Source organism: Sphingomonas phyllosphaerae (assembly GCF_036946485.1).
GTDB lineage: Bacteria > Pseudomonadota > Alphaproteobacteria > Sphingomonadales > Sphingomonadaceae > Sphingomonas > Sphingomonas phyllosphaerae_E.
In genome coordinates this window covers 357,377-383,204 of the sequence record NZ_JAQIJA010000006.1, presented here as the reverse complement: position 1 = coordinate 383,204, position 25,828 = coordinate 357,377, and the positions used below count along the sequence as shown (strand labels likewise).

Here is a 25,828-nt window from a genome sequence, read left to right as displayed (position 1 = left end):
CTCGCGCGGCTGTTCTCGCCCGAGCTGCTGTCGATGAGCCAGTGGCGAACGCTCTACCTGTTCGAGCTCGGGCTGTCGGCGCTCAGCCTCGCCGCGGTGCTCGCCTTCCGCCTGCCGCCGACGACGCGGCAGAAGGCGTTCGAGAAGCTCGACTTCGTCACCTTTGCCTTGTTCGCGGGGTCGATGGGGCTGTTCGCGGCGGTGCTCGGGCTGGGGCGTTACGTGTGGTGGACGCAATCGGCGTGGATCGGCTGGGCGCTCTTGCTCGCGATCCCGATGCTGGCGGCGGCGCTCATCATCGAGCATCACCGCGCCAATCCGCTGCTCAACACGCGCTGGCTGGGGAGCGCCGACATCATCCGCTTCGCGGTGGTGACGCTGATGGCGCGGATCGTGCTGTCCGAACAGACCTATGGCGCGGTCGGGTTGCTGACCGTGCTGGGGCAGAACAACGACCAGTTGGTGCCGTTCTTCACGATCATCTTTCTCGCCACCGTCGCGGGGTTCGTCATCAGCGCGATCACGCTCGACCCGACCAAGCTCGCGCATCCGGTGATGCTCGCGATCGGGCTGGTGGCGATCGCCGCCTGGGTGGACTCCTATTCGACCAGCCTGACCCGCGCTCCGCAATTGTACGCGACACAGGCGACGATCGCCTTCGCGGGTGCCTTCTTCCTAGGGCCGTCACTGTTGTTCGGGATGACGCGCGCGCTGCAACAGGGCGCCGGACACGTCATCAGCTTCCTCGCTTTGTTCGGCGTGCTCAATTCGATCGGCGGGCTCGCCGGCACCGCGATCCTCGGCACCTATCAGATCGTCCGCGAAAAGGCGAACAGCGCCGCGCTGGTGCAGGCCATCGACCCGACCGACCCGATCGTCCAGGCGCGCCTCCAGTCGGGCGCGAGCGGCGTCGCGCGCGTGGTCGGCGACCCGTCCTTGCGCAGCGCCGAGGGCGGCGCGCTGCTGTCGCAAGCCGCGACGCGCGAGGCGAACGTCCTCGCCTATGACGACATGTTCCGCTTGATCGCGGTGCTGGCGGCGCTCACCTTCTTCTATCTTCTGTTCCTCCTGCTGCGCCGTTCGTGGCGCGCACGCGTTCAGGCCACCGCATGACCGATACCCGTTCCCCCGTTGCCGCCGGCCCCGTCACCGAGGAGAAAGTGGCCGAAGACGCCGCCGCCGCGGCCCCTGCCCCGCCCGCCGGCTCCGGCTGGCGCCCGCCCGCGCTGTCGCGCACCGCGGTCGCGCTGATCCTGTTGCTCGCGATCGCCGGGATCGCCGCGGTGCTGGCGGCATGGCGCGTCTGGCCGTTCACCACTGCTTACGAGTCGACCGACAACGCCTATGTCCGCGGGCGCACGACGGTGATCGCCCCGCAGGTCTCGGGCTATGTCACCCGCGTGCTGGTGCGCGACTTCGAGAATGTGAAAGCCGGCCAGCCGCTCGTCACCATCGACGACCGCATCTATGCGCAGCGCGTCGAACAGGCGCAGGCGCAGGTCGAGACCGCGCAAGCCACGCTTGCCAACGCCACCCAGACCGCCGCCAGCCGGCAGGCGTCGTTCGGTGCGCAGGGTGCGGCGGTCGCCAATGCCCGCGCGCAGCTGATGCGCGCACAGGCCGACATGAACCGCGTCAACGATCTCGTCACCGACGGCTCGGTCAGCTTGCGCGAGCGCGACCAGACGCTCGCCGCGCTGCGACAGGCGCAGGCGCAGCTGAATCAGGCCGAGGCCGCGCAGGAGATCGCCCGGCAGGACATCCGCACCGTCGAGGTCGGACGCGGCGGGCAGCAGGCCGGCGTGTCGGGCGCCCGCGCCGCGCTACGCCTCGCGAAGATCGATCTCGCCAATACCGTGATCCGGGCACCAGAGGCGGGGCGGCTCAGCGAAGTCGGCGTGCGCGTCGGGCAATATGTCACCGCAGGCTCACAACTGATGTTCCTCGTGCCGCCCGAGACATGGGTGATCGCCAATTTCAAGGAAGCGCAGACCGCGCGGATCGCGGTCGGACAGCGCGCCAGCTTCACCGTCGACGCGCTCGCCAATGCGCGGCTCACCGGCCGCGTCGAGCGCATCTCACCCGCCGCCGGCAGCGAGTTCGCGGTGCTGAAGTCCGACAACGCGACCGGCAATTTCACCAAGGTGCCGCAACGGATCGCGGTACGCATCCGCGTCGACCCCGGCCAGCGGCTCGCCGAGCGGTTGCGCCCCGGCATGTCGGTGCAGGCGCGCGTCGACACCGACGGTGTGCCGAGCCCGCGATGAACAAGACCCGCGCGCTGCTGCTCCCGCTGTTGCTGGCGGGCTGCGCCCTGCCCGGCCCGCGCCGCGCCGCGCCCGAGAGCGCCGCGGTCGTGCCGCCTCCGGCGTGGCGCAACGCCTTGCCGGTCGGCGGCCCGGCGCAGGCCGGCTGGTGGCAGGGGTTCGGCGACCCGGTGCTGACCGCGCTGGTCGAGCGCGCGCTCGCCAACAATCCCGACATCCAGACCGCCGCCGCGCGCGTCGAGGAAGCGCGCGCCGCCGAGGCGCTGGCGCGCGCGCAATTGCTTCCGGCGGTCGGCGGCACGGTGCCCGAGACGCAGGGGCAGCAGATCAGCGCGCTCGGCACCACCGCGCGGTCGGCGGCGGTGCAGCCGGGGCTGACGCTCAGCTACGACCTCGACCTGTTCGGGCGCTTGCGGCAGGCGACCCGCGCCGCGCGCGCGCAACTGCTCGCCACCGAGGCGGCGGCGGACACGGTGCGGCTCGCGGTCGCCGCGACCGCCGCGCAAAGCTACATCACGTTGCGCGCGCTCGATCACCGGCTGGCGATCGCGCGCGACACGCTCGCGGCGCGCGCCGAGGCGCTGCGGATTGCGCAGCGGCGCTTCGAGGCCGGCTATACCTCGCGGCTCGAATATCGGCAGGCGCAGGCCGAATATGCCAGCACCGCGCAGCTCGTTCCCGCCGCGGAACTCGCGATCACGCGCGCCGAGAATGCGCTGGCGCTGCTGACCGGCGACGTCCCGCGCGCGAATCGACCGCGGCGTGACGCTCGAGCGGCTCGCGACCCCGGCCATCCCGGACGGGCTGCCCGCCGACCTGCTGCGCCGCCGCCCCGACCTGTTCCAGGCCGAACAGACCTTGGTCGCCGCCGACCGCACGCTCGACAGCCAGCGCGCGGCGATGCTCCCCAATCTATCGCTGACCGGCGCGGCCAACCTCGTGCTGTCGACCGCGCTCGCGCAGCCGGAGGTGGTGTTCTCGCTCGGCGCGAGCATCCTCGGCCCGATCTTCGACGGCGGACGGTTGCGCGCGCAGGAACGCGGCGCGACCGCGCGGCGCGATCAGGCCGCGTTCGCCTATCGCCGCACCGCGCTAACCGCCTTCCGCGAGGTCGAGGATGCGCTGGCCGGCGTGCGCCGCACCGACGAACAGGCGGAGGCTTTGTCGGATCAGGTGGCCGCGTCGCGCGGCGCGCTCCAGAACGCCACCAACCGCTACCGCGCGGGTTACTCCAGCTATATCGAGCAGCTCGACGCGCAACGCACGCTGCTGACCGCCGAACTGTCGCTGGCGCAGGCGCGCGCCGACCGGCTCAACAGCTATGTCGCTTTGTATCAGGCGATGGGCGGCGGCTGGACCCGCGCCGATGTCGCCGCGGTGGGGCGGTAACCCCACCCCCGAATTCACGGCACGCCCGCGATCTTGTCCTCATCCTCGCCGCCGACGTCGGCACTTTCCACCGGCGGCTGTTTCGACAGCGACGTCAGCAGGTAGAATACCAGATTGCTCCCCTGCGTCAGCGCGCCGCCCGCCAGCAACAGCCCCGCCATCGCCTCGCGCGGCCCCTGGATCGTCCCGCTCATCTCCAGCGCCGCGCTCAGGAACAGCAGGTCGCGGTTCGGCACGATCGGCAGCCGCGAGATCACCATCTGCGCGGTCAGGAACACCAGCCAGACGCTCCACGGTTCCTGCGGGAGCACCACCGCCCATTGCGTCGCCTGCAACAACACCACCGCGACGATCCGCGCGACATGCACCCCCAGCACCTTGCCCGCCTGCGGCAACGGCATGGCGATCAACTGCCGGCGCAACCGGAACAACAGCGGCGCGAGGAACACCGCGCCGACCAGCCCCGCGATCACCAGCGCCGGCCCCGGATCAAGCCATGCCGCGATCCGCCGCCCGTTGCCCGCCGCCGCGAAGCCGATCAGCAGCAGCAGCGTCACCAGCCCGGACGAAACCGCCGAGAGGATCGCATTGTCCTTCAGCCCGATCGCGATCACGCGTTTCGACAGGCCGATCGTCCGCCGCAGCCAGACGAACAGGTACAACTCACCCGAATAGCCGACCAAAGCGCTGTTATAGACGCGCTTGCGGATCAGCACCGGGAAGGCGCCGGGCAGCGGGCGCGCGAAGATCGTGCGGAACACGATCGTCTCCGACGCCGGCAGCACCAGGAAGGTGACGACGAACAGCAGGTAGAACAGCGGGTTGGTGGGCAGCGACCGCGCAACCTGCGTCCAGCCGATCGCACGCACCTTCAGCACCATCCACGCGATCATGCCGGCGAAGAACGCCCAGCGCAGCACCTTGCCCGCAACCCGTACCCACGGGCGCTCCGCCAGCGTCCGCCAGCGCTCGGCTGCGCTCAAAACAGCCCCAGTGCGCGCGACTGCGCGACATAGGTGTCGAACGCCGCCTGCTGCTCGGGCGTCAGCCGGAACGCCGAATAATGCGCGGTCGTGCCGGTCAACTGCCGCAGCCGCCACTCGACGATCTGCAATGGGCGCAGCGCCAGCCGCCGTTCGAAATGCCCGCGATCCCAGGTGTTGTTGCCGTGGAAGCAACGGATCAGCAGATGCGCCTCGCTCTTCGGGATCAGCGCGGTGCCGAGCCGCAGCCATGCGTCGCGGAACGTGCTGTCCTCGCCCTTGCGCTCGCTGGGATAGCGGATGTCGTCGCGGCGACGGTGGACGATCGTGCTCGGCGCACCGCCCTGGAACCAGCTGAGATACGGGCGATCCAGCCACGCCGGATCGTCGAGGTGCATCAGCGTCGCCTCACCCCACACCGCCGCCTTGTCGCCCAGCATCTCGACCGATCGCGACAGCCGACGCGGCGCGAACCAGTCGTCGTCGTCCCAATGCGCCATCAGGTCGCCGCGCGCGAGATCGAGCGACAGGTTGCGCAGGTCGCCCAGCGTCGTCGCCGGGTTCTTGGGCAGCCGGTGGTGCAGCACACGCTCGGCGGGGATGTTTTGCAGGATCGGCGCATAATCCTCGTCGCCGTCGTCGACGATGATCAGCTCGCGGTTGGGATAGTCCTGCGCCAGGAAACAATCGACCGACCGCTCCGCCAGCTTGCGGCGGTTGGCGGTGACCATCAGGCAGGAGATGCGTGGCCCTTCGTCGGCGAAAGGCATGGGAGAGTTGTTCACGTCGTCGGCAACCTAGGCAGGGCGGGCCGGCACTGGTACGGCGGGAACGGAACGCCGCATGACACGCCAGACGACACGCATAATCTTCGTCCTCACCTATCCGGCCTATCACAGCGTCGCCGATCCGGTGGAGTGGCTACGCTGGGACAATCGCGACCGGCGGATGCCCGCGCTCCTAGCCGCGCTGGGCGCCGATGTCGAGTTGTGGGGCGTGGGCGCGGCGGCAGCCGAACATGTCTCCGCCCCCGCGTTCGGCGCGCCCTATCGCATCCGCCTGTTCGAGAAGACCGGCGGCGGCGCGAAATCGCGCAATCATTTCAGCGACTCGATGGTGGCGGCGGCGCGCAGCGATCCCGCCGACCTGTTCGTGCTGATCGGCACCAACGGCGGCGTCGGCTACCGGCTGTTCGACCGGGCGCTGCGCCCCGACAAGCGCCCGTTCGCGCTCATCATCGGCGGCGATTACTGGAGCCGGCTGGTCCCGCACGCGCAGTTGCTGTTCACCGAATGTGCCTTGCAGGAGCAGGCGCTGGCCGCCGGCGGCTGGTTGCGCCCGCGCATACCGCGCGAACGGATGGAGCGGCTGCCCAAGACGATCGACACCGGCCTGTTCCGCCCCATCGAGGCGCCGCGCCGCTGGGACGTGCTGTCGGTCAGCCGCGTGACGCGCTGGAAGAGCTTCGCCGAGGTCGGGACCTTGTCGCGCGCGCACCGCGTCGCGGTGGCGGGCGGCGGGCCGGATGCGGCGCGGATGGCGCGGCGCTACCCGGCGATCGACTGGCTGGGCCACCGCCGCCATGCCGAGATACCGGAGCTGCTCGCGCAGGCCGGGCTGTATTTCCACGCCGGGCGCCGCGACTATTTCCCGCGCGCGATCCCCGAGGCGATGGCATGCGGACGTCCGGTGGTCGGCTTCGCGGACCGGCTGGGCGCGGACGTGATCCCGCCCGAGTGCGGGCTGCGCGTCACCGAACGCGACTTCCGCGTCCTGGTCGCCGCGCTGCTGCGTGACCCCACGCGCATGGCGCAGATGGGCGCGGCGGCGCGCGCGCATGTCGTGGCGACGCACGGCCTGCGCTCGAGCGAGGCGGCGTGCCGCACCTTGCTGCGCGTCGCGGAGACGGTGGCATGAAGTGGACGTTCGTCATCGCCTATTTCAACGAGGCGGAGTATCTCGCCGCGACGCTCGACAGCCTCGGCGCGCAGACCTGCAAGCCGTTCCGGCTGATCCTGGTCGACAATGGCTCGACCGACGGATCGGCGGCGATCGCGCGCGCCGCGACGCTGCCGGGCGTCGAGATCGTGCACCTGAGCGAGACGCGCCCCGGCAAGATCTTCGCGCTGGAAACCGCGATGCCGCACCTCGCGACCGAGTTCGTCGCGTTCGGCGATGCCGACACCTATTACCCGCCCGACTACCTCGCCATTGCCGAGGCAGGCTATACCGCGCCCGACGTGGTCGCGGTGATGGCGACCGACGTACCGCCCGACGCCGCCAGGGCGCTCCGCAAGCGCCGCCACAACCGCATCGCCAGCTGGCTATGGCCCAAGCAGACCCACACCGGCGGGTTCGGCCAGACCTTCCGCACCGCCGCGCTGGTGGCGGCCGGGGGCTATGCCGAACGGCACTGGTCCTATGTGCTGATGGACCATGAGATCATGCAGCGCGTCGTGAAGCAGGGCCGCGTCGTCTACCCATTCGACCTGTGGTGCATCCCCTCGGACCGCCGCACCGACCGCACCCGCGTTCGCTGGACGCTGCCCGAGCGGCTGCTCTATCATTTCACGCCGGCGATCGCGAAGGACTGGTATTTCTACCGCTTCCTCGGCCCGCGGCTGAACGCGCGCAAGCTGGGCCACCTCAACCTGCGCGAGAAGACGTGGAAGCAGTAACGTCGCCCCTGCCTCCGCAGGGGCGACGTTACTCCGGCTCCACACCCCGCGCCAGCCGCGACCGCGCATAATCCAGCGCGCGCCCGATCCCCGCATCCAGCGAGATCGTCTGCGCCCATCCCAGCTCGTCCCTGATCCGCGCCGCATCCGAATAGCGCTCCGCCACCCCGACCGGCTTGCCCTCGGTGCCCAGCACCGGCGCGTCATAGCCCTCGATCGCCACCATTCGCGCGGCGAGGTCAAGGAAGCTGGTCGCCTTCCCCGATCCGATATTGAACGCCCGCGCGTCGCTGACCCCGCGGCACACCAGCAGGCACGCCTCGCACGCATCGTCGATGTGCACGAAGTCGCGGGTCTGGTGCCCCGATCCCCACACCCGCACCGGATCGCGCCGCGCCGCCACCCGCAGCGCGATCGCCGGGAACGGATAGACGACGTCCTGATCCTCGCCATAGCCCGAGAACGGCCGCACCACGCCGACGCTCAGCCCATATTTCTCATGCGCGATCCGCCCGAGATACTCGCCGGTCAGCTTGCTCCAGCCATAGGTGTAATCGGGCAGCCCCAGCCGCTTCTCGAACGAGATGTCATCCTCGCGCAGCGCGCGGCTCTCACCGGCTTCCTGAAGGTCGATCGGATATGCTGCGCTGGACGAGGCGTAGAGGATGCGCGCCGGCCGGGCGACCTTCGCCGACCACAGGAAGAAGGTGCTGTCGATCGCCAGATCGATCCCGACCGCCAGCGGATCGTTGTCGATCACGTTGCGCCCGCCGACCACGCTGGCGAGGTGATAGACCTCGTCGAACGCCGGCAGCTTCGCGAGCCCCAGCGACGGCGTCATCCCCAGCTCGGCCTGCGCCACCGCGACGAAATCGGCGCGGATGAACCGCACGACCGCATCGTACCCGACAACCTCGTGGAAGGCGACGCCGCTCTCCTCGCCGACGTGGCGGAGCTGCGGCACTTCCCAATCGGCCGGCGCCTTGCCGGTCGACAGATCGTCGATGATCCAGACCTCGTTGCCACCCTCGGCGGCCAGCTTGGCGACCAGATGGCGCCCCACGAACCCACAGCCCCCGGTCACCAGAACACGACGCGCCACTTCTGCCTCCATGCTTGCGACGCTCGCGGTGCCACCCTAGCTTCGGTGGCGCAACCCACCCCTTGTGTTGCCGAAAAGCAACACCATCTGACACCCAAGAGAAACAGGGCTTACAGATGAACCTAGACAAATTCACCGACCGCGCGCGCGGCTTCCTCCAATCGGCACAGACCGTCGCGCTGCGCATGAACCATCAGCAGATCGCGCCCGAGCATCTGCTCAAGGCGCTGCTGGAAGACGAGCAGGGCATGGCCGCCGGGCTCATCACCGCCGCGGGCGGCGACGCGCGCCGTGCGACGACCGAGACCGACGCCGCGCTCGCCAAGATCCCGGCGGTCAGCGGCTCGGGCGCGCAGAATCAGCCCGGCCTGTCGGCCGATGCGGTGCGCGTGCTCGATCAGGCCGAGCAGATCGCGCAGAAGGCGGGCGACTCTTATGTCACCGTCGAACGGCTGCTGGTCGCGCTCGCGCTCAGCCTCAACACCGCCGCGGGCAAGGCACTCAAGACCGCCAATGCCACGCCGGAGGCACTCAACGCCGCGATCACGCAACTGCGCGGCGGGCGCACCGCCGACACCGCCAGCGCCGAGGACCGCTACGACGCGCTCAAGAAGTTCGCGCGCGATCTGACGCAGGCCGCGAAGGACGGCAAGCTCGACCCCGTGATCGGCCGCGACGAGGAAATCCGCCGCACGATCCAGGTGCTCGCGCGCCGCACCAAGAACAATCCGGTGCTGATCGGCGAGCCGGGCGTCGGCAAGACCGCGATCGTCGAGGGTCTCGCTTTGCGCATCGCCAACGGCGACGTGCCCGACGGGCTCAAGGACAAGGCGCTGATGGCGCTCGACATGGGCGCGCTGATCGCGGGCGCGAAATATCGCGGCGAGTTCGAGGAGCGGCTGAAGGGCGTCATCGACGAGGTCAAGCAGGCCGATGGCGACATCATCCTGTTCATCGACGAAATGCACACGCTGATCGGCGCGGGCAAATCCGAAGGCGCCATGGACGCCGGCAATCTGCTCAAGCCCGCCTTGGCGCGCGGCGAGCTGCATTGCGTCGGCGCGACCACACTCGACGAATATCGCAAGCATGTCGAGAAGGACCCGGCGCTGCAACGCCGCTTCCAGCCGGTGTTCGTCGGCGAGCCGACCGTCGAGGACACGATCAGCATCCTGCGCGGGCTCAAGGAGAAGTACGAGCTGCACCATGGCGTGCGGATCACCGACGGCGCCTTGGTGTCGGCGGCGACGCTCAGCAACCGCTACATCACCGACCGCTTCCTCCCCGACAAGGCGATCGACCTCATGGACGAGGCCGCGAGCCGGCTGCGCATGGAGGTGGAGAGCAAGCCCGAGGAGATCGAGACGCTCGACCGCCGCATCCTGCGCCTCAAGATCGAGCGCGAGGGGCTGAAGCGCGAAACCGACGCCGCGTCGCTCGACCGGCTCGACACGCTGGAGGGCGAACTCGCCAATCTCGAACAGCAATCCGCCGAGCTGACGACGCGCTGGCAGGCCGAGAAGGACAAGATCGCGGGCGAGGCGAAGCTCAAGGAACAGCTCGACGCCGCGCGGCTCGAACTCGAACAGGCGCAGCGGCAGGGCGATCTCGCCAAGGCAGGCGAGCTGTCCTACGGGCGCATCCCCGCGCTCGAGAAGCAACTGGCCGACGCCGCAGGCGCGACGCAGGGCGCGATGCTCCGCGAGGAAGTGACCGCCGACGACATCGCTGGCGTCGTCAGCCGCTGGACCGGCGTGCCGGTCGACCGGATGCTGGAGGGCGAGCGCGAAAAGCTGCTGCGCATGGAGGAGGTGCTCGGCAAGCGCGTGATCGGTCAGGCCGATGCGGTGCGCGCCGTCTCGACCGCGGTGCGCCGCGCGCGCGCCGGCTTGCAGGACCCCAATCGGCCGCTGGGCAGCTTCCTGTTCCTCGGGCCGACCGGCGTCGGCAAGACCGAGCTGACCAAGGCGCTCGCCGAATTCCTGTTCGACGATCCCAGCGCGATGGTGCGGATCGACATGAGCGAGTTCATGGAGAAGCACGCCGTCGCGCGGCTGATCGGGGCCCCGCCGGGCTATGTCGGCTATGAGGAAGGCGGCGTGCTGACCGAGGCGGTGCGGCGTCGCCCCTATCAGGTCGTGCTGTTCGACGAGGTCGAGAAGGCGCATGGCGACGTGTTCAACGTGCTGCTTCAGGTGCTCGACGACGGCCGGCTGACCGATGGTCAGGGGCGCACGGTTGATTTCTCGAACACGCTCATCATCCTGACCTCGAACCTCGGCAGCCAGTATCTGGCGAACATGCCCGATGACGCGCCGGTCGAGAGCGTCGAGCCGCAGGTGATGGAGGTGGTCCGCGCACACTTCCGGCCGGAATTCCTCAACCGGCTGGACGAGATCATCCTGTTCCACCGTCTGGGGCAGGCGCACATGGGGCCGATCGTCGACATTCAGGTCGGGCGCGTCGGCAAGCTGCTCGCGGATCGCAAGGTGACGCTGGACCTCACCGACGCCGCGCGCGCGTGGCTCGGGCGGGTCGGCTACGATCCGGTCTACGGCGCGCGCCCGCTCAAGCGCGCGGTGCAGCGCCACTTGCAGGACCCGCTCGCCGAGCTGATCCTGCGCGGCGAGGTGAAGGACGGCGCGACCGTCCATGTCGACGAGGGCGATGGCAAGCTGGCGCTCTCGGTCGACTGATCGGAGTCAAAGCCTTCCGTCATCCCGGACTTGATCCGGGATCCCGCTTCTTAACTTCCGTCGCGCAGAAGCGGGGCCCCGGATCAAGTCCGGGGCGACGGGAACGGCGGTGGCTCGAGCTTAGAGCATGACGACATCAGGTCGAACATACCATTCGTCATTGCGAGCGTAGCGAAGCAATCCAGGGTGTCCTGGTGCGGCGCTGGATTACTTCGCTTCGCTCGCAATGACGGGTCAAATCGATGCCATCGCACTCTAGACTAGCACGCAAGCCGCGAGCTTACTTCAACACCAATGCCCGATACGCCGTGCTGACCGCCGGATACTGATTGTCGCTCAGCTTGCCCTGATAGGCGGCGTTCGAATTCCAGTATGACGCATAGACGATGTTATGCGTCGCGAACCAGTCGCCCACCGCCTGAACATAGCTGGCGTCCGAATTCTTGCTGACGCCCCATTCGGCATAGGCGGTCGGCTTCTTGTGCAGCTTGGCGAACGCCTGATGCCACGCCAGCCCGTACTTCTCGTCGCGGTGGTACGCGAACGCCTTCGCGCCGTCCGCCGGATCCCACTGGTGATTATAGTAGAAATCCATGCCGATGATGTCGACGACATCGTCGCCGGGATAGGCATTCTCGGGGTTCATCCCCAGATCGCCGTTATTCGGCGTCCATTCGAACACGAAGCGGCCGGAGACGCTGCGGAAACTGGCGACGAACTGCCGATAGGCGGCGCGATATTGCGCTTCCTTGCCCTTGGCGGCCCAGGGCTGCCAGTCGCCGTTGAACTCCCACCCGGTCCGCACGTAGATCTTGCTGGCGTTCGGATAGCCCTGTGCCAGCGTCCGCGCCGCGGCGACGTAATTGGAATTGTACTTGCCCGCGCCCGCGTCGGCGAGGGTCGCGCCCTGCGCGATCAACGGGATCGACCAGTAGATGGGGCGATCGACGCCTTTCCACAGCGCGACCAGCCAGCCGATCGAGCTGCCCCAATCACCCCAGCCGGCGCGCCCGGTATGAAGTTGCACGCCATCGGTGCGCTTGCCGAGCCACAGCTCGTAGGCGACGAGGTCGGCCGGATAATTGCCGATATACACCGCCTTCTTGTACGCGGTGGTCGTGGCCGCTGCCGGCGTCGCGACGACTGCCGCGGCGGTGGCCTTGGCGGTGGTCGATGCCGTCGGCGTCGGCGTGGGGATGGGCATGACCGTCGCCGCCGCGGCGACCACCGTCACCGGCGTGGTCGCGGTCGTCTTGCTCCCGCTCGCTGTACTTACCGCGGCCGCAGCCGCCAACGACACACCGGCGGCCATTGCCCCGGCGACAAGCTGCTTCTTCATCACGACCCCTCGCTTTGATGATCGGGGAATAGCAGCGGCGCATTTCGCCAGCATAAACGGGTACGGCTGACGTTCCATAAACCGTCGCGGCGCAGCGCCGTCCTGCCGCATATCGCCGAATCGGCCCGGCCGGAAAAGTTCGCCCCGCCCCCTGCCCCGCCGCGCCGTTTCGTGCGAAGAGGAATTGTCTGACACAATCCCTGCAGAGTGACCTCGCATGACCAGCATCGGCATCTATGGCAGCAACGGCCGCATGGGCCGCGCGATCGCCACGATCGCCGCCGGTGAAGGCGTAACCGTCGCCGGCGGTGGCGACGCCGGCAGCGATCCGCTCCCGATCGCGCACGCAGCCGATGTTCTGGTCGATTTTTCGACACCGGCCGCGCTCGAAGCGCATCTGAATGCGGCCGTTGCGGCACGCACGCCGATCGTCATCGGCACCACGGGGCTGCTTGCGACGCACCAGACGTTGATCGAACGTGCCGCAGCGACGATCGCGGTGCTCCAGACGGGCAATACGTCGCTCGGCGTGACGCTGTTGAGCGTCCTGGTGCGCGAAGCCGCGGCCCGACTTGGCGCGGATTGGGATATCGAGATCACCGAGATGCACCACCGCCACAAGGTCGATGCCCCTTCCGGCACGGCGTTGCTGCTGGGCGAGGCCGCGGCGGCCGGGCGCAACACCCGCCTGTCCGAGGTCCGCGTCGACAGCCGCGCCGGGCTGGTCGGCGCGCGCAGCGAAGGCACGATCGGCTTCGCGAGCCTGCGCGGCGGGTCGGTGGTCGGCGACCATAATGTTGTTTTCGCGGGCGAAGGTGAGCGGATCGAGATCGGGCACCGCGCCGACGATCGCACGATCTTCGCGCGCGGCGCGGTGAAGGCCGCGCTGTGGCTCGCGGGTCGCGCACCGGGCCGCTACGCCATGGCCGAGGTGCTCGGGCTTTGAAGAAAGCGGATGTCGTCGAATTCTACCGACGCCTTGCCGAAGCCAATCCGCATCCCGAGACCGAGCTTGAATCGGTCAATGATTACACGCTGTTGGTCGCGGTCGTGCTGTCGGCGCAGGCGACCGACGCCGGCGTCAACAAGGCCACGCGCGCGCTGTTCGCCGAGGTCGATACGCCGCAGAAGATGCTCGATCTCGGGCTCGACGGGCTGAAGCAGCACATCCGCACCATCGGTCTGTTCAACACCAAGGCCAAGAACGTCATCGCGCTGTCGCAGGCGCTGGTCGACGACCATGGCGGCCGCGTTCCGGACAACCGCGAGGCGCTGGAGAAGCTGCCGGGCGTCGGTCGCAAGACCGCCAATGTCGTGATGAACGTCGCATTCGGTGCCGAGACCTTCGCGGTCGACACCCACATCTTCCGCGTCGGCAATCGCACCGGGCTGGCCAGGGGCAAGACGGTGCTCGCGGTCGAAAAGCGGCTCGACGCCGCCACCCCCGCCCCGTTCCGCGTCCACGCGCACCATTGGCTGATCCTGCACGGCCGCTACGTCTGCAAGGCGCGCCGCCCCGAATGCTGGCGCTGCATCGTCGCCGATCTTTGCGCGTTCAAGCTCAAGACCCCGCCCCCGCCCGCCCGCACGAAGGAGTGAGGATGCGCCTGCTGCTGCTTGCCGTTCTGCTGACCGCCGCCGTGCCGATATCGGCCCGCGATCGCACCCCCGACGTCCCGCCCGCCACACCGGCAGGGCCGCCCCGCACGTGCCTGTCGCTCGCATCGATCGAGGAAACGCTGGTCCGCAGCGATCGCGTGATCGACTTCCGCACGATCGGGCGTCGCCTCTACCGCGTCACCCTGCCGCAACGCTGCCCGGGCCTCGGCAGCGAACGCCGCTTCGGCTATGCCACGTCGATCGGGCAATTGTGCGCGCAGGACCTGATCACGGTCCTCTACGTCAGCGGCCCGACACGCGGTGCGAGCTGCGGCCTGGCCCCGTTCCAGCCGGTAACGCTGCCCGCTGACGATTTTCGCTATCGAAACGGGTAGCGCCGCGCGCCGACCCCTGCTAGGCGAGCCGAACCGGCACCCGTAGCTCAGCTGGATAGAGCGCTGCCCTCCGAAGGCAGAGGCCACAGGTTCGAATCCTGTCGGGTGCGCCAGCTTTTCCGCCAATTTTGACTATTTTGCTTTAAGGCCTGTCTGGCCCTTGGGCGCAGAATGGGCGCACTTCGGCATTCTTGCTGGGCTTGGGGGCGACGCATGAGTCGGGCCCAAGAGATAACGCGCGCCTTCGGTGGCGATTGGCACGGCAACTACGGCGCATTCCCTTCGCCCGGCCACAGCAAGGCCGATCGCGGTATGACCGTGAAGGATGGGGAGAGTGGTGATGTGCTCTTCAACAGCTTCAACGGCGGCGACTGGAAGGCAGTGCGGGACGAGTGTCGTCAGCGCGGCCTGATCCCGGAGACGCTTGGCGCCTGCGCCCGTGGCGCACCGCCGACCCGTGTCACCGGCATTTACGACTATGCCGACGAACATGGCGAGGTGCTCTACCGAACCGTTCGGAAGGAGAAGCGGGGCGAGCGGAAGCGGTTTGTCGCCGAACGGCCGGATGGGCGCGGCGGCTGGAAAACCGGCCTCGGGGAAGCCAAACGAGTGCCTTACCGTCTGCCGGCTCTCTTGGCGGCTGATCCCAATGAGCCGGTCTATCTCACAGAGGGCGAGCGCAAGGCGGACAAGATCGCCGATTGGGGCTTCATCGCCACCGCAGTTGCATTCGGTGCCAAAGGCTGGCGCCCCGATTATGCCGAGTGGCTGCGCGATCGCACGGTAGTAATCCTGCCCGACAATGACGAGGAGGGGCGCGGTTTCGCTGATCGCGCGCGCGACAGCATCCAGGCGGCCGGCGGGCGCGCTGTCATTGTCGACCTGCCCGGCCTCCTGCCCAAGGGCGACGTGGTCGACTGGACCGGAACGGCGGACGAGCTGCGCGGCCTCACCACTGCCGCGCTCACGGTTGCCGATGCCCCGGCCGGATTGATCCCGCTGCTCGACCCTGCCGCCTGGGCGACGGTGGAGACGCCAGCTCGCGTTTGGACGCTCCATGAGATGATCCTTGCCGGGCAGGTGACGTATCTCACCGGCGCGGGCGCCACGGGGAAATCCCTCCTGGGCCAGCAGCTCGCCACCTGCATCGCGCTTGGGCAACAATTCATGGGGCTAGAGACGCGGCAGGGCACCGCGCTCTATCTCACCTGCGAGGACGACGCGGACGAGCTGCACAGGCGACAGAAGCCAATTTGCGAGGCGCTAAACGCCAGTCTGCCGCAGCTGTCCGGGAAGCTCCACCTTGGTTCGCTAGCGGGCGCGATCGGCAACGAGCTTTCAACCTTTGATCCGCTCGGGCGGATGGGAACGACCCCTGCGTGGGATCGCCTGCGCGCCACCGCCCTTGCTATTCGAGCGAGCTTCATTGTCCTCGACAACGTGGCGCACCTGTTCAGCGGCAATGAGAACATCCGCAACCAGGTCGCGGCCTTTCTTTCGCTGCTGAACGGGCTGGCGGCGGAGACGGGCGCTGCGATCCTGCTGATCGGCCACCCCAACAAGGCGGGCGATAGCTTCTCCGGCTCGACAGCATGGGAGAACCAAGTCCGCTCGCGGCTCTTTCTGGAGCGGCCTCGGGATGCAGATGGCAGCGTCGTCGATCCCGACGCCCGGCTGCTGTCCAAGGGGAAGGCAAACTACTCCCGCAACGGCGATGCGCTGGCGTTTCGTTGGCATCGTTGGGCCTTCGTCCGCGAGGAAGACATGGCACCGAATGTCGCGGCTGAGATCGGCGCAATCATCGTCGGCAATGCCGAGAATGAGACGTTCCTCCGTTGCTTGCGGGAGCGCAACCGACAGCGTCGTGCCGTGTCGGAGAAGGTGTGCAAGTCCTACGCCCCGACGGTGTTCGCATCGATGGCAGAGGCCAAGGGCATCCAGAAGAAGGGCTTCGAAAACGCGATGGATCGGCTGTTCAGGCTAGGTCGGATCGAGCGCGCGGCGCTCTGGCAGGGCGACGATCGCAAGCCGGTCTATGGTCTGCGGGAGATCGAAAATGTGCGGGAAATGTCTGCGGGAAATGTGCGGGAATTGCCTGCGGGAGACAGCGGGGAATGTGCGGGTGATAGCGCGGGAAATAGCGGTCCACACACACCTACCCCTAAAGGGGTAGAGGGTGCGGCCCCTTCGGAGGCCGCCGCACCCTCCCTTGGAGAAGGGTTGGGAAACGCCGTGCAGCGGCTGCCCGGGGGGAGGACAATCCTAGCTCCCGGTGAAAGCGAAGATGACCCCGTGCCCGGCTGGGATGACATGGGGGGCGGCCAATGAGCCGTCTTGATCGAGCCTATACTGGCAAGCTGGAAGCCGGTGTCATGCGGGCGATCGTCGATGCATCCATGACTGAGCACGCCGGCGAGCGGATCGCATTCCTCATGTCCGCTGAGATCGTGGACGTGCTGGTCGGTGTCGTCGCGGGTGTGGTGTCAGGCTCTGAATTTTGCGCCAGCCCATCGTCGCGGCGTCGGTTCTGCGATGAGGTAGCCCGCCGGCTGCAACGACGGATTGCCGCCTTCCAGGATCACGCGGCCGAGCACGGTACGCCGTTTCCCCACACAACGATCAACCCGAGCTGAGAGCGCACGCGATGGCATGGCCTACCACCAGCAGGCACGCGCGGGGCTACGGCACCGCCCACGACAAGATGCGCGCCCACCTGATGCGGACCGTCATCCTTTGCGAGGAATGCACCCGGCAGGGCCATGTGGCAGTGGGGAAGATCGCCGATCACAAGGTGCCCTTGGCGCAAGGCGGGACCGGTGATCGCAGCAATTACCAGCTACTCTGCCAAGACTGCTCAGACCGCAAGACGCTGGCCGACAAGGGGCAGAGCGCCCGACCAAAAGGCGGCGTTGATGCGAGCGGGCGTCCGACTGACCCAAACCACCCGTGGAACCGGCGATAGCCCGCCCCCCCCCATCGAAACTTTGGAGAGGGCGCCTGCCTAGGACCGACAGCCCCCTCCGTGCGCAGCGAGAGGAGTTTTCTCAAATGCAGTTGAAACTGGCCAAGCGGAAGCGCCCACCGCCCCACCTCAAACCGGCCGGCGCTAAGTTCTGGCGTCAGATCGTGGACGAGTATCAGGTGGAAGACTCGGCCGGGGTGGCGCTCGTCACCTGTGCGGCGGAGTGCGTCGACCGGATGCGCGCGGCTCAGGACGTGATCGCCGACCGCGGGGAGATCGTCACCGATCGGTACGGCGCCCCGAAGCTCAACCCTGCCTGCGGGCTGGAGAAGGACGCCCGAAGCGGCTTTATCGCGGCCGTTAAGGCCCTCAATCTGGAACTGGAACCACCATCGCCGGCACCGATCGCCGCGCGTTACAAAGGGAAGAGATGATGACCGGACAACGACGCTACGCTCGATTGCAGACGGACACGGCCGCGGAGCTGAAGGCTTGGCGTATGACGTTCAAGAGCGGCTACGATTTCCTGCGCGCTCTCCCGCGCATCGGCGTCGAGATCACCAGCAATCACCAGCCCGATCTCCAGGCCGCGAAGGACGCCTGGGCGCGGCTCGGTGACGCCTTCCTAGCAGCGCACGAGCCCGACGCGCGAGGCGATCCATGGGCGCTGCGCACGTTCGGACTTCCCAGTTTGGCCGGTCAACCAATCAAGCCCCGCGGCCGGCGGCGCTGACGCTCTGGGGGGCGGGGGCAAAGTCTGAGAAACAAGGGCCTCAGGACCGACGCCCCCCGTGACGTGATTGCTATTACAGTTTTTGCTCTCGCGCGCTCGCAAGCGAAACAGGCAAGCTCAATAGCTGATGGGAGGTAGGAAACGAGCCTGTTCCTCGGCGGAATGCATCCGAACCTCGTCCTCGATCCGGTCGACCATCTCGCTAAGGTTCGACTCCTCGTACACCGTAACGTTATGCGGCTTTCCGAGAATGCGCAGGGCCCGGCGATAGGCAGGTTCAAGCTTAGGATCTGTCGGGGCGCCTACGATGAAATTCGCCTCGAACGGCTCGGAGGTCTGGCCCAACGATGTAAGCTGACCCAGCCACCTGTATGCTTTGCGCTGAATGCCCTCCGCATCGGCGAGATCCAGCGACACCGGCTCGTAGATATGCCAGGCACCATTCTTCCAGGCGTGCTGAAACTCGATCTTGTCATCGGTGCCTACAATGACCTTCGGTTCGAGATCGACTGCTAAAGCACGCTCTGCGAGCAGCTGTCGCACCGGCTTCCAGATTTCTTCGTCCGTCCGCCGCGCGGTCTGCTTCGTGTCGTATCGGGTGATAAATCGAGCGCAAAGTCGATCAAAAACCTTGTCGATAGCTTCCGTGAGGCCACTGCCGACCGGTGACCATTGCAGCGAACTGTCGTCCGTTGGAAGCACCTCTCGGGCGAAGGAGGATGCATCCCCCTCGGAGACGACCAAGCCGTCGTTCGCCAAGCGATCGGCCACTCTGCCGAGTTGGCGCTCGATCGTGCGCATCGTAGTTACAAACGCATCGCGATCCAGGTCGGGAAACATGTCACGCATACGCCCGATCGTTTTCCGCGTTGAAGCTTTGAGGATCGCAGGGGCACCAGAAACGGCGGCGGCGAAGAGCACTAGGCCCACGTTGACGAACTCGCCCGTGATTGGATCATGGACGTAACGTAGAACTGTATAGGTATACCGGCGCTTCATCATGTCAGCACCCTCTGTACCTCGGCGATGCACCCATCGATATTATCACGTGCGTTGCGTATCTTCTCGATCGCCCTACCAACGGCTGGTCCGGAGCTGGCCCACTCGGCCGGTAGAGCAGCTTGATAGTCCGCGAGATGGGCATCCGACAAGCCTTGCCAAGCCTCGCGGATACCTCCCCAGTCGACCACCTGCCGCCGCAACGGCGCGCGGAAAATATGAGCGCCGGGAGTTTCCATATGGTGAAGTGCGCCAACTAGCCATGGCGGCCGCCAGCCGAGGAGCGGAACGGGGCTCAAGCATAGCTCGTGATCGATGATCCGCAGATCGTCGCCACGCTGTAGGCAGTTGGAATTGCTGTCCCTACGATCGGGGTTGTCGATAATCGCGTCGAAGAGGATGACCCCGGCTGCCGTAGCGACCATACCAGCCACGAGAACGGTCCCGACCACCCAGGAATTATAGCCGGACGGTACTCGTTTCGATCCGTAAGCCACCGGCGAACTCTGGCGGGCGGCGTTCGCCCATGCCGCGTCTGGCACGGTATCAATCCAGTCTGGGTCCAGGCGCACAAGGTAAGGTTGCGGAACTGGGAGCCCGAGGTCTCCGGCCAAGCACGCCGAAACCAGCTCCATCGCCAGCGATGTTTCTCGGAGATCGCAGCGCGCCGACAGCTTAGCGACAAGCTCTACCGGCTCACCGGCGGCATCCTCGCACGTGATGAAGCCCGGGCCGGTTCGGCCATTGCCGGCGAGCTTATCGAATTGAACGGCGGTGACGGTTTCGATCATCACGAGAGAAGCTAGCTGCACCTTAATCGCGAGTCGATGCCATCAGTTAGCACCCTCAGGCGGCTGGCGAAGCACGTATTGAGACGTTCCTCCGGCGTTCGCAATCACAGGAGGTAGGTCCGCGATCATGCCTACCCGCGGGGTGAATATGCCACGTTGTCCCACAGGCAAGTCTTTGAAATCATTGATGTCACATTGTGGCACAAAACGTAACACGTTGTGACACGCAAGTCGCTCCAGCTAAATAACTGATTTTCCTGCCACTTTCCAAGCGCAAGCTTGCGTAAGGTGTGTGTTTATTTTTGCCCCGCTACGCTCTAGCTCGATCGACCGATTTGCTCGCCTATCTCCTGGAATTTAGGTGCTCCGCGGCGAGGTCATGCAGCGGCGATCGGCCGCGTTTGTGACGATCTTAGTTTCGCCAAGTCTGTCGAAGCTCCTGGTCGAACCATCGCTCCGCATCCTCCAAGGGCCCCATGGTCGATCGGAACGTGAAGTAGCTGCTGTAACCCTGCCCCTCGGCCCACCGCTTGAAAGCCGAGAAGGAAGGTTGATCGACCGATCCAGCTTGGACCCCTGCGGCGGCGGCCCACTGGTGAACAAGGGCGCGGATGGCTGGCTCTGCCTCTGTTCGCTTCATGAACAAGCCATCCAGACTTGGTCACGGTTAGTAGGGGGCATAGCTCTGCCGACGCCCCGCACTCGCGAAGCTGCCTGACGAATCGTACGTCTGAATATCTGAAGGCTGAGCCAGCTGAACAGTGAAACGAACGCGGCTTACGGCTTCACTTCGATGGCGGCTGCGATCCGTTGTACCTGCGTCGGCGGTTCGGTCTGCGTGGACAACGGCAATCATGCCAGAGGAAGATGATGCGCTTGCGGTGCTTACCGTTTCGGCATCATCAACAACGGTGATTGCAACATCGAACTCGACCGGCGTCGCGTCGCCCGACTGCACCTTGGCAGTCTGTGAAATGAGCGCCGGGTTGATCCGAGCATTCGTGCCGAGCGCTGCGACGCTCTTCTGCGCGTCAGCAACACCACCAACGATTTGGCGGAGCGTTTCCGCGACGAACGTCTGCAAGTCCATGGTCAGCTTATCCCGGCAACATGCCAGCCAGGGCCGGCAAAAAGGGCAAAATGACGCCGAGATGATCCGCGGCGAGGCCCATAAAGTCGCGATAGGCCTGCTTGAAACCGGACTTGCCCTCCTGCTCCTTCATAATGGCGATTGCCTGGATGATCGCGAGGCGACTGTCTTCATCCGCGACCCCCTTCTGGACGGCCGAGGCCATCTCAGCAAACAGGTTCGTTTCGTTGACGACGTTGGTCGAATTGTCCGTGGAGTGAAGGTTCACCCGCGCGTTCTGACCCGTTACGTGGATGCTGTAATTCCCGCCCTTGCCAGCTTCGAACGTCCCTTTCCGGCGCACCCCGATATTGAAGTGTGCTGGAATGCCGTGGAAGTCGTCGTTGAATTGCGGGTCAGTGACCTCGAATGCCTCCTCTGTTCCATTGGGCAATGTGCGCCGAACCTCGTCGCCAGCAAGCACCTGAAGCGAGGCATCGAAGACCGTCACCTGCTTGCCGCTGAAGATCCCGCGTGCGGTCGATCGGACTGTCCCATCCGGCGCCACAACTTGAAGGTCTGAGTGAGGAAAGTCGGCAAAAGGGTTCATCGGATTTCCTCAGGTTTAGGGCAGCTGAAACCACATCATCGTCTGGACGAGGGGGGAGGCGTCTGCTTCGCCGGCTTCGATCGCCGCGGCCTCATCGAACCGTCCCTTAGCTCGGGCATAGCCAGCAGCAGCGCGCCGGCCCTGCTCGACTATGGCAACTTGGTCGGCCACTTCGGGGGCATGGTCACCGGCGCCGGGGATCGTGGAGACGGCTGAAAGCAAGCGGCGAAGAGCTTCTGGACGACTGAGGCCTCCACCCGAGCCCGCAATGAAAGCATCAAGGGCTTCGAGCTGGTCCGGTGGCAGGCGCAGTGTGATCGGCGTCGCGTCAGTTCGCGGCCGGCCTCGCCCCCTTTTTTCAACATCACTAATTGACATGATTAATAAGTAATGTCACTTAATGCGAGCCAACGCAAGGCTCCTACACCTCGCGCTGGCTCTAACCGTAACCGTCCTCTGGAGACGATCATGGCTACACACGCCCTATCGCCGGCACTGCCGCCGGCCAACAACGATCGCGCCACATTCAATCTCGCACTGGCACGATACGCGGACGCGACCGCCGCAAGGGACGCTCTGCCTTGCCCTTCGCCGATCGAGCGGGAGCTTGCCGCAGGTGATGCGGTGGACTTCGCGACCAAGCAGCTGGCGGCGGCGCCTGCCCCTGACCTGTCCGCCTTCGCAACCAAACTCCGCGTGATCCTGGCCGATCTCGGCACGCCGCCTCTCGTGGCGGAATGTCTCACGGTTGATGTACGTCGCTTGGCACGCGGGGAGGCACGAGCATGAGCCAGACCCTCGATCTCGCCGGTCGTCCTCTGTTCTTCCCGCCCTCGCTCGCGACAGACGATGCAGGCGTGATCCTCGCCCGACCACTGGATGAGCTCGCGCCGTTCGTCGGCGCGGTGGCGCCTAACCAGCTGCTGCCCTTCATTCGTCGCCTCATCAATGGGACGGCCAAGCGGCGGCGGCAGGAGCGATGGTCCGCGGTGAATCGGCAGCGGCTTCTACTTGCTCGCCTCTGCATTGACCGGATGCTGGACGAGGGGAGCTACACGCAGCCGACCGAAAACGAGGCGCATTGAGTAATCGCGCTTGACGCATAAACGTTCTGCAGGTAGTTTATGCGTCAAGCTCGAAAACAGGATTGCTCGTGGCAAAGCTCCCTCGACTTATCGAAACGGTGGCGAACAATTCTGGCATTCCGCAGCCGACGGTTTCGCTCACGGCTCGTCATGTGCGTGAGGCAGGTATGATCTCCTCAGGTGGCCGTGGTCCCGGCGGCGCGGAGATGACACCGACCGACGCAACGAACCTTCTGATCGGCACGGTGGCCGCAATGCAGGTCAAAGATGCTCCAGAGGTGGTGAAGCTGTTCCGTAGCGCCAAGCCTATCACTCCAAGCTGGGGCGATCCTCACGCTGACGCCAAGATATCAATCCCGCGATTTGCGGAGCTGACCTTCGGCGAGATGCTCGATGCGCTGTTCAATCAGCTCGCCGTCTCGGAAGATGTTTTCGACACGACCACCGGTCAGCCGGTGGATTTGGAACTAGAGTTTCAGCGCACCGGCCACGGCTATTCAGTTACGCCTATGCTGACGATCGGCCGCAATATCGACGATATGCGCGAACTCACCAACCACTACTTTTACCATGCCAATCATCCTGCGTTTGAAGGCGTCAGCGAAGCCGAGCGGAAGGCTCGCGCTCAGATGCTGTATTCCAAGGGTAGCCACGGCCTAGCCATTACCGCAACGGTACGAGATCTGTTGATCTTCCCGATCGCGGACTGTTTGGCAGGTCGGGAGATTGCATACGAGGTGCAGAGATGAGCCGCCTCATGACTGCCCAGCAGGTGGCAGACGAGTTTGGCTTGCCCAGCGCGCGGACCGTTCGAACCATGCGCACTCGCGGCCTTGCCGCCGTCCCGCTCGGCAAAGCCTATCTGTTCGACCGCGCTGATGTGGAGCGCTTTATCGAAAACGCGAAGGTGTCGATATGCCCCGCCCCAACCAAGGCCCCAAGCTCGACTACCGCGCCGATCGAGGGCAATTCTACATCACGTGGAGCGAAGCCGGTCGCTCACGCCGGCGCAGCACTGGCACGGGCGACCGCGAGGCAGCTCATATCGCGCTCGCGGAGTTCATCCGCGATCGACAGCAGCAGTCCCGCCCCATCGGGCCAAGTGCTCCGTCCGAATTTCCCATCGACCAGGCCTTAGACTTGTACGGGCAGCAGCACGCGCCGACGACGGAAGCGCCGGAGCGCATCGGGTACGCTATCGAGGCCCTTCTACCGTTCTGGCAGAACAGCACGGTTGGCGACATCACCGAGGCCACCTGCAAGGCTTATGGCCGTTGGCGTGAGCGCTCGGATGGCACGGTGCGTAAGGAGCTTGGAGTGCTCCGCGCCGCCGTCAACTTCGCTCACCGTCATGGGCGCATCACGACGGCCCCCTACGTGTTCCTGCCCGAAAAGCCCGAAGGGAAGAGCCGCTGGCTGACGCATAGCGAGGCGGCGGCTCTCGTTCGCGCGGCGCGTCGTGCCCGCTCCACCGCCGGTCTCAGCTACGCCACCAGCAGCCGGGGCTATCTGCCTCTCTTCATTCTCCTCGCACTTCATACGGGTGCCCGAAAGGAAGCCTTGTTGTCGCTCCGCTGGCCTCAGGTCGACCTGACCCGCGGCGTGATCGACCTCAACCCAGCCGGCCGGCGGCGAACGGCTAAAGGGCGAGCAGTGATCCCAATCCCGGATCGGCTGATGACGTTACTTCGCCTCGCTCAGCGCCGCGGGACCGATCTCGGGTACGTGCTTCACCAGGACGGCGAGCGCATCCTCGATATCAAGCGCAGCTTCGCTCGAGCCTGCCGGGATGCGGGGCTCGCCGGAGTCACGCCACACACGCTTCGGCACACTTGCGGCACATGGCTAGCGCAGCGCGGTGTCGATCTTTGGGAGGTGGCAGGTTGGCTTGGGCAGACGCACGCCCGCACGACCGAGCTCTACGCCCACCATCATCCCGACCACTTCAAGGCCGCGAAGCGCGCGGTCGATCGGAGGCACTCATGACCTTTGGGCGCATAACGGGCGCGCTACCAACGTCAGTTCACGTCCCGTTCGCGGGATCAAAGCTGGAACGGGCGCGCAAAAACGGCAGAAATGCGTGGGGGAGCAGTCCTCCGAAGGCAGAGGCCACAGGTTCGAATCCTGTCGGGTGCGCCATTTAAGTACAGAACTGCGAACCGCGAACGCCGCCGATTTCCCGCTCGAAGCGGCGACGAGGCTTTGAAGCAGGTCCGATTTCGTCCCCATGATCCGAACTTCGTCATCCGCGACCTCGACACGTTGAGCGAAGGCGCGCAGGTGATCCCGCCGATAACCGCCTCCTTCGATCCTCAAGCTCCTGCGCGCTGCGTCTGCAAGTGCGTCGATCATATCCGGCGTAACGGCCCGCTCCCCGGAGTTGTCGAGCGTCGCCTGTATCCGCTCGGCGTCGGCCGTTGCCTGATCGCGGATCGCCTTTAGATTGGCGATCCGGTCCTTCAGTCCCGCGTCGTCCAGCGCTGCGACGCCTGATTCGATCGCGTCGTAGAGCCGGTTGAGGCGCTGATCGGTCTCCGTGATTCGCCGGTTCAGTTCCGCCAGATGCTCGCGGCGACGTTCGGTTCGTTCCTGCCGCCGATCGAGAAGGCTCGACAGGATCGTCTCCAACCGCTTCGGTTGGAGAAGGCGATCTTCGAGATGGCTTGCGACCAGATGGTCGAGCTTGTCCATTCGGATCGAGCGGCCTTCGCAGCCTTCCTTACCCTGCCGCGCCTTGGTCGAGCAGGTGTAGTAGGTGTACTGCCCGCCATTGCCCCTGCCGGTGCGCAGCGTCATCGCCCCGCCGCACTTCGCGCAGAAGCATATGCCGGTGAGCAGCGTCGGCCCGCTCGTCACCCGCGCGGGCACCAGCATCGGATTGCGGGATTTGAGACGCGCCTGAACGGCGTCGAAGGTATCCCGGTCGATCAGCGGCGGCACCGCCATGACCGCCACTTCACTCTCCGGCTTCTTTTCGCGGCCCTTGCATTAGGCTAGCGCTTCGGCTGACTCTGGAAACCTGCCTATCGGCCTTTGGCCAACATCTGCGGCGAGCTGACGTTCAATGCCTCGTTCAGACCGCCTGACGGTGTGGTAGCTATAGATAGGGCTGGTGGAGCCATTCATTTCGG

The 25,828-nt window shown here is 66.1% G+C and carries 27 protein-coding genes, 1 tRNA gene and 2 pseudogenes; 21 read left to right on the top strand and 9 right to left on the bottom strand.

Annotated features, from left to right (window positions below; translation table 11 throughout):
* Nucleotides 1–33 precede the first annotated feature (33 nt).
* The 4 genes and pseudogenes from PGN16_RS17545 (at nucleotide 34) to PGN16_RS17530 (ending at nucleotide 3,656) form a co-directional block, all read left to right on the top strand.
* A complete protein-coding gene (locus PGN16_RS17545) occupies nucleotides 34–1,113 on the top strand; it encodes a hypothetical protein (protein ID WP_335310653.1) in 1,080 nt (359 codons plus the stop codon).
* Entirely contained in the window at nucleotides 1,110–2,267 is a 1,158-nt protein-coding gene (locus PGN16_RS17540; protein WP_335310652.1) for an HlyD family secretion protein, read from the top strand. The genes PGN16_RS17545 and PGN16_RS17540 overlap by 4 nt, the downstream gene beginning before the upstream one ends.
* A pseudogene (locus PGN16_RS17535) lies at nucleotides 2,264–2,941 on the top strand (TolC family protein); the annotation flags it as partial. The gene PGN16_RS17540 and the pseudogene PGN16_RS17535, both read left to right, overlap by 4 nt.
* Before the next feature lie 88 nt (nucleotides 2,942–3,029).
* The gene (locus PGN16_RS17530) at nucleotides 3,030–3,656 is read left to right on the top strand and encodes a TolC family protein (RefSeq protein WP_335310651.1); all 627 of its coding nucleotides are present in this window, start codon (nucleotides 3,030–3,032) and stop codon (nucleotides 3,654–3,656) included.
* A 14-nt stretch (nucleotides 3,657–3,670) separates the two neighbouring features.
* Here the strand turns inward: PGN16_RS17530 and PGN16_RS17525 are convergent, their stop codons facing one another.
* Nucleotides 3,671–4,639 (bottom strand): hypothetical protein, encoded by a 969-nt coding sequence (locus tag PGN16_RS17525; RefSeq protein ID WP_335310650.1) that lies wholly within the window; start codon nucleotides 4,637–4,639, stop codon nucleotides 3,671–3,673.
* Entirely contained in the window at nucleotides 4,636–5,409 is a 774-nt protein-coding gene (locus PGN16_RS17520) for a glycosyltransferase family A protein (protein ID WP_335310649.1), read from the bottom strand. Before PGN16_RS17520 ends, PGN16_RS17525 begins: the two co-directional genes overlap by 4 nt.
* A gap of 73 nt (nucleotides 5,410–5,482) precedes the next feature.
* On the opposite strand from PGN16_RS17520, the gene PGN16_RS17515 reads away from it, so the two are divergent.
* A complete protein-coding gene (locus PGN16_RS17515; protein ID WP_335310648.1) occupies nucleotides 5,483–6,556 on the top strand; it encodes a glycosyltransferase in 1,074 nt (357 codons plus the stop codon).
* Entirely contained in the window at nucleotides 6,553–7,317 is a 765-nt protein-coding gene (locus PGN16_RS17510; RefSeq protein ID WP_335310647.1) for a glycosyltransferase family 2 protein, read from the top strand. Before PGN16_RS17515 ends, PGN16_RS17510 begins: the two co-directional genes overlap by 4 nt.
* A gap of 28 nt (nucleotides 7,318–7,345) precedes the next feature.
* Here the strand turns inward: PGN16_RS17510 and PGN16_RS17505 are convergent, their stop codons facing one another.
* Entirely contained in the window at nucleotides 7,346–8,419 is a 1,074-nt protein-coding gene (locus PGN16_RS17505) for an NAD-dependent epimerase/dehydratase family protein (protein WP_335310646.1), read from the bottom strand.
* A gap of 116 nt (nucleotides 8,420–8,535) precedes the next feature.
* Between PGN16_RS17505 and clpB the strand changes: the two genes are divergently transcribed.
* Nucleotides 8,536–11,115 carry an ATP-dependent chaperone ClpB gene (gene clpB, locus PGN16_RS17500; protein ID WP_335310645.1) on the top strand — a complete coding sequence of 860 codons (2,580 nt, stop codon included), beginning with the start codon at nucleotides 8,536–8,538 and terminating at the stop codon, nucleotides 11,113–11,115.
* Between the two features lie 280 nt (nucleotides 11,116–11,395).
* Here clpB and PGN16_RS17495 read toward each other — a convergent pair whose 3' ends face one another.
* Nucleotides 11,396–12,454: a glycosyl hydrolase gene (locus PGN16_RS17495; protein ID WP_335310644.1), complete on the bottom strand. Its 1,059-nt coding sequence runs from the start codon at nucleotides 12,452–12,454 to the stop codon at nucleotides 11,396–11,398.
* Nucleotides 12,455–12,671: 217 nt separating this feature from the next.
* On the opposite strand from PGN16_RS17495, the gene dapB reads away from it, so the two are divergent.
* The 9 genes from dapB (at nucleotide 12,672) to PGN16_RS17450 (ending at nucleotide 18,143) form a co-directional block, all read left to right on the top strand.
* Nucleotides 12,672–13,400, top strand: a complete 729-nt coding sequence (gene dapB / locus PGN16_RS17490; RefSeq protein WP_335310643.1) for a 4-hydroxy-tetrahydrodipicolinate reductase — start codon at nucleotides 12,672–12,674, stop codon at nucleotides 13,398–13,400.
* A complete protein-coding gene (gene nth / locus PGN16_RS17485; protein ID WP_335310642.1) occupies nucleotides 13,397–14,053 on the top strand; it encodes an endonuclease III in 657 nt (218 codons plus the stop codon). The genes dapB and nth overlap by 4 nt, the downstream gene beginning before the upstream one ends.
* Nucleotides 14,054–14,055: 2 nt before the next feature.
* Complete coding sequence (locus PGN16_RS17480; protein ID WP_335310641.1) at nucleotides 14,056–14,448, top strand: hypothetical protein; 393 nt, start codon at nucleotides 14,056–14,058, stop codon at nucleotides 14,446–14,448.
* A 36-nt stretch (nucleotides 14,449–14,484) separates the two neighbouring features.
* Nucleotides 14,485–14,561 (top strand) — tRNA-Arg (locus tag PGN16_RS17475).
* Between the two features lie 100 nt (nucleotides 14,562–14,661).
* Nucleotides 14,662–16,776: an AAA family ATPase gene (locus PGN16_RS17470; RefSeq protein ID WP_335310640.1), complete on the top strand. Its 2,115-nt coding sequence runs from the start codon at nucleotides 14,662–14,664 to the stop codon at nucleotides 16,774–16,776.
* Nucleotides 16,773–17,081, top strand: a complete 309-nt coding sequence (locus PGN16_RS17465) for a hypothetical protein (protein WP_335310639.1) — start codon at nucleotides 16,773–16,775, stop codon at nucleotides 17,079–17,081. The genes PGN16_RS17470 and PGN16_RS17465 overlap by 4 nt, the downstream gene beginning before the upstream one ends.
* An 11-nt stretch (nucleotides 17,082–17,092) precedes the next feature.
* Nucleotides 17,093–17,410 carry an HNH endonuclease signature motif containing protein gene (locus PGN16_RS17460; protein ID WP_145150296.1) on the top strand — a complete coding sequence of 106 codons (318 nt, stop codon included), beginning with the start codon at nucleotides 17,093–17,095 and terminating at the stop codon, nucleotides 17,408–17,410.
* A gap of 86 nt (nucleotides 17,411–17,496) precedes the next feature.
* Nucleotides 17,497–17,844 (top strand): hypothetical protein, encoded by a 348-nt coding sequence (locus PGN16_RS17455; protein WP_335310638.1) that lies wholly within the window; start codon nucleotides 17,497–17,499, stop codon nucleotides 17,842–17,844.
* Entirely contained in the window at nucleotides 17,844–18,143 is a 300-nt protein-coding gene (locus tag PGN16_RS17450) for a hypothetical protein (protein WP_335310637.1), read from the top strand. Before PGN16_RS17455 ends, PGN16_RS17450 begins: the two co-directional genes overlap by 1 nt.
* Nucleotides 18,144–18,260: 117 nt before the next feature.
* Here PGN16_RS17450 and PGN16_RS17445 read toward each other — a convergent pair whose 3' ends face one another.
* The 4 genes from PGN16_RS17445 to PGN16_RS17430 form a co-directional block, all read right to left on the bottom strand.
* Complete coding sequence (locus PGN16_RS17445) at nucleotides 18,261–19,142, bottom strand: DUF3037 domain-containing protein (protein ID WP_335310636.1); 882 nt, start codon at nucleotides 19,140–19,142, stop codon at nucleotides 18,261–18,263.
* Entirely contained in the window at nucleotides 19,142–19,933 is a 792-nt protein-coding gene (locus PGN16_RS17440) for a HipA family kinase (RefSeq protein ID WP_335310635.1), read from the bottom strand. The genes PGN16_RS17445 and PGN16_RS17440 overlap by 1 nt, the downstream gene beginning before the upstream one ends.
* Nucleotides 19,934–20,600: 667 nt before the next feature.
* Entirely contained in the window at nucleotides 20,601–21,023 is a 423-nt protein-coding gene (locus tag PGN16_RS17435; protein WP_335310634.1) for a hypothetical protein, read from the bottom strand.
* Nucleotides 21,024–21,030: 7 nt separating this feature from the next.
* A complete protein-coding gene (locus PGN16_RS17430; protein WP_335310633.1) occupies nucleotides 21,031–21,612 on the bottom strand; it encodes a hypothetical protein in 582 nt (193 codons plus the stop codon).
* A gap of 468 nt (nucleotides 21,613–22,080) precedes the next feature.
* Here PGN16_RS17430 and PGN16_RS17425 point away from each other — a divergent pair, with 468 nt between their 5' ends.
* The 5 genes and pseudogenes from PGN16_RS17425 to PGN16_RS17410 all read left to right on the top strand — a co-directional run bounded on the left by PGN16_RS17425 (nucleotide 22,081) and on the right by PGN16_RS17410 (nucleotide 24,683).
* On the top strand, nucleotides 22,081–22,401 hold the full coding sequence (locus PGN16_RS17425; protein ID WP_335310632.1) for a hypothetical protein: 321 nt from the start codon (nucleotides 22,081–22,083) through the stop codon (nucleotides 22,399–22,401).
* Entirely contained in the window at nucleotides 22,398–22,697 is a 300-nt protein-coding gene (locus tag PGN16_RS17420) for a hypothetical protein (RefSeq protein ID WP_335310631.1), read from the top strand. The genes PGN16_RS17425 and PGN16_RS17420 overlap by 4 nt, the downstream gene beginning before the upstream one ends.
* Nucleotides 22,698–22,765: 68 nt before the next feature.
* On the top strand, nucleotides 22,766–23,446 hold the full coding sequence (locus PGN16_RS17415; protein WP_335310630.1) for a hypothetical protein: 681 nt from the start codon (nucleotides 22,766–22,768) through the stop codon (nucleotides 23,444–23,446).
* Nucleotides 23,443–23,586: pseudogene (locus tag PGN16_RS20290) on the top strand (helix-turn-helix domain-containing protein); the annotation flags it as partial. The gene PGN16_RS17415 and the pseudogene PGN16_RS20290, both read left to right, overlap by 4 nt.
* 26 nt (nucleotides 23,587–23,612) lie before the next feature.
* Nucleotides 23,613–24,683 (top strand): tyrosine-type recombinase/integrase, encoded by a 1,071-nt coding sequence (locus tag PGN16_RS17410; RefSeq protein ID WP_335310629.1) that lies wholly within the window; start codon nucleotides 23,613–23,615, stop codon nucleotides 24,681–24,683.
* Here PGN16_RS17410 and PGN16_RS17405 read toward each other — a convergent pair.
* Complete coding sequence (locus PGN16_RS17405; protein WP_335310980.1) at nucleotides 24,678–25,643, bottom strand: zinc ribbon domain-containing protein; 966 nt, start codon at nucleotides 25,641–25,643, stop codon at nucleotides 24,678–24,680. The genes PGN16_RS17410 and PGN16_RS17405 overlap by 6 nt on opposite strands.
* Nucleotides 25,644–25,828 lie beyond the last annotated feature (185 nt).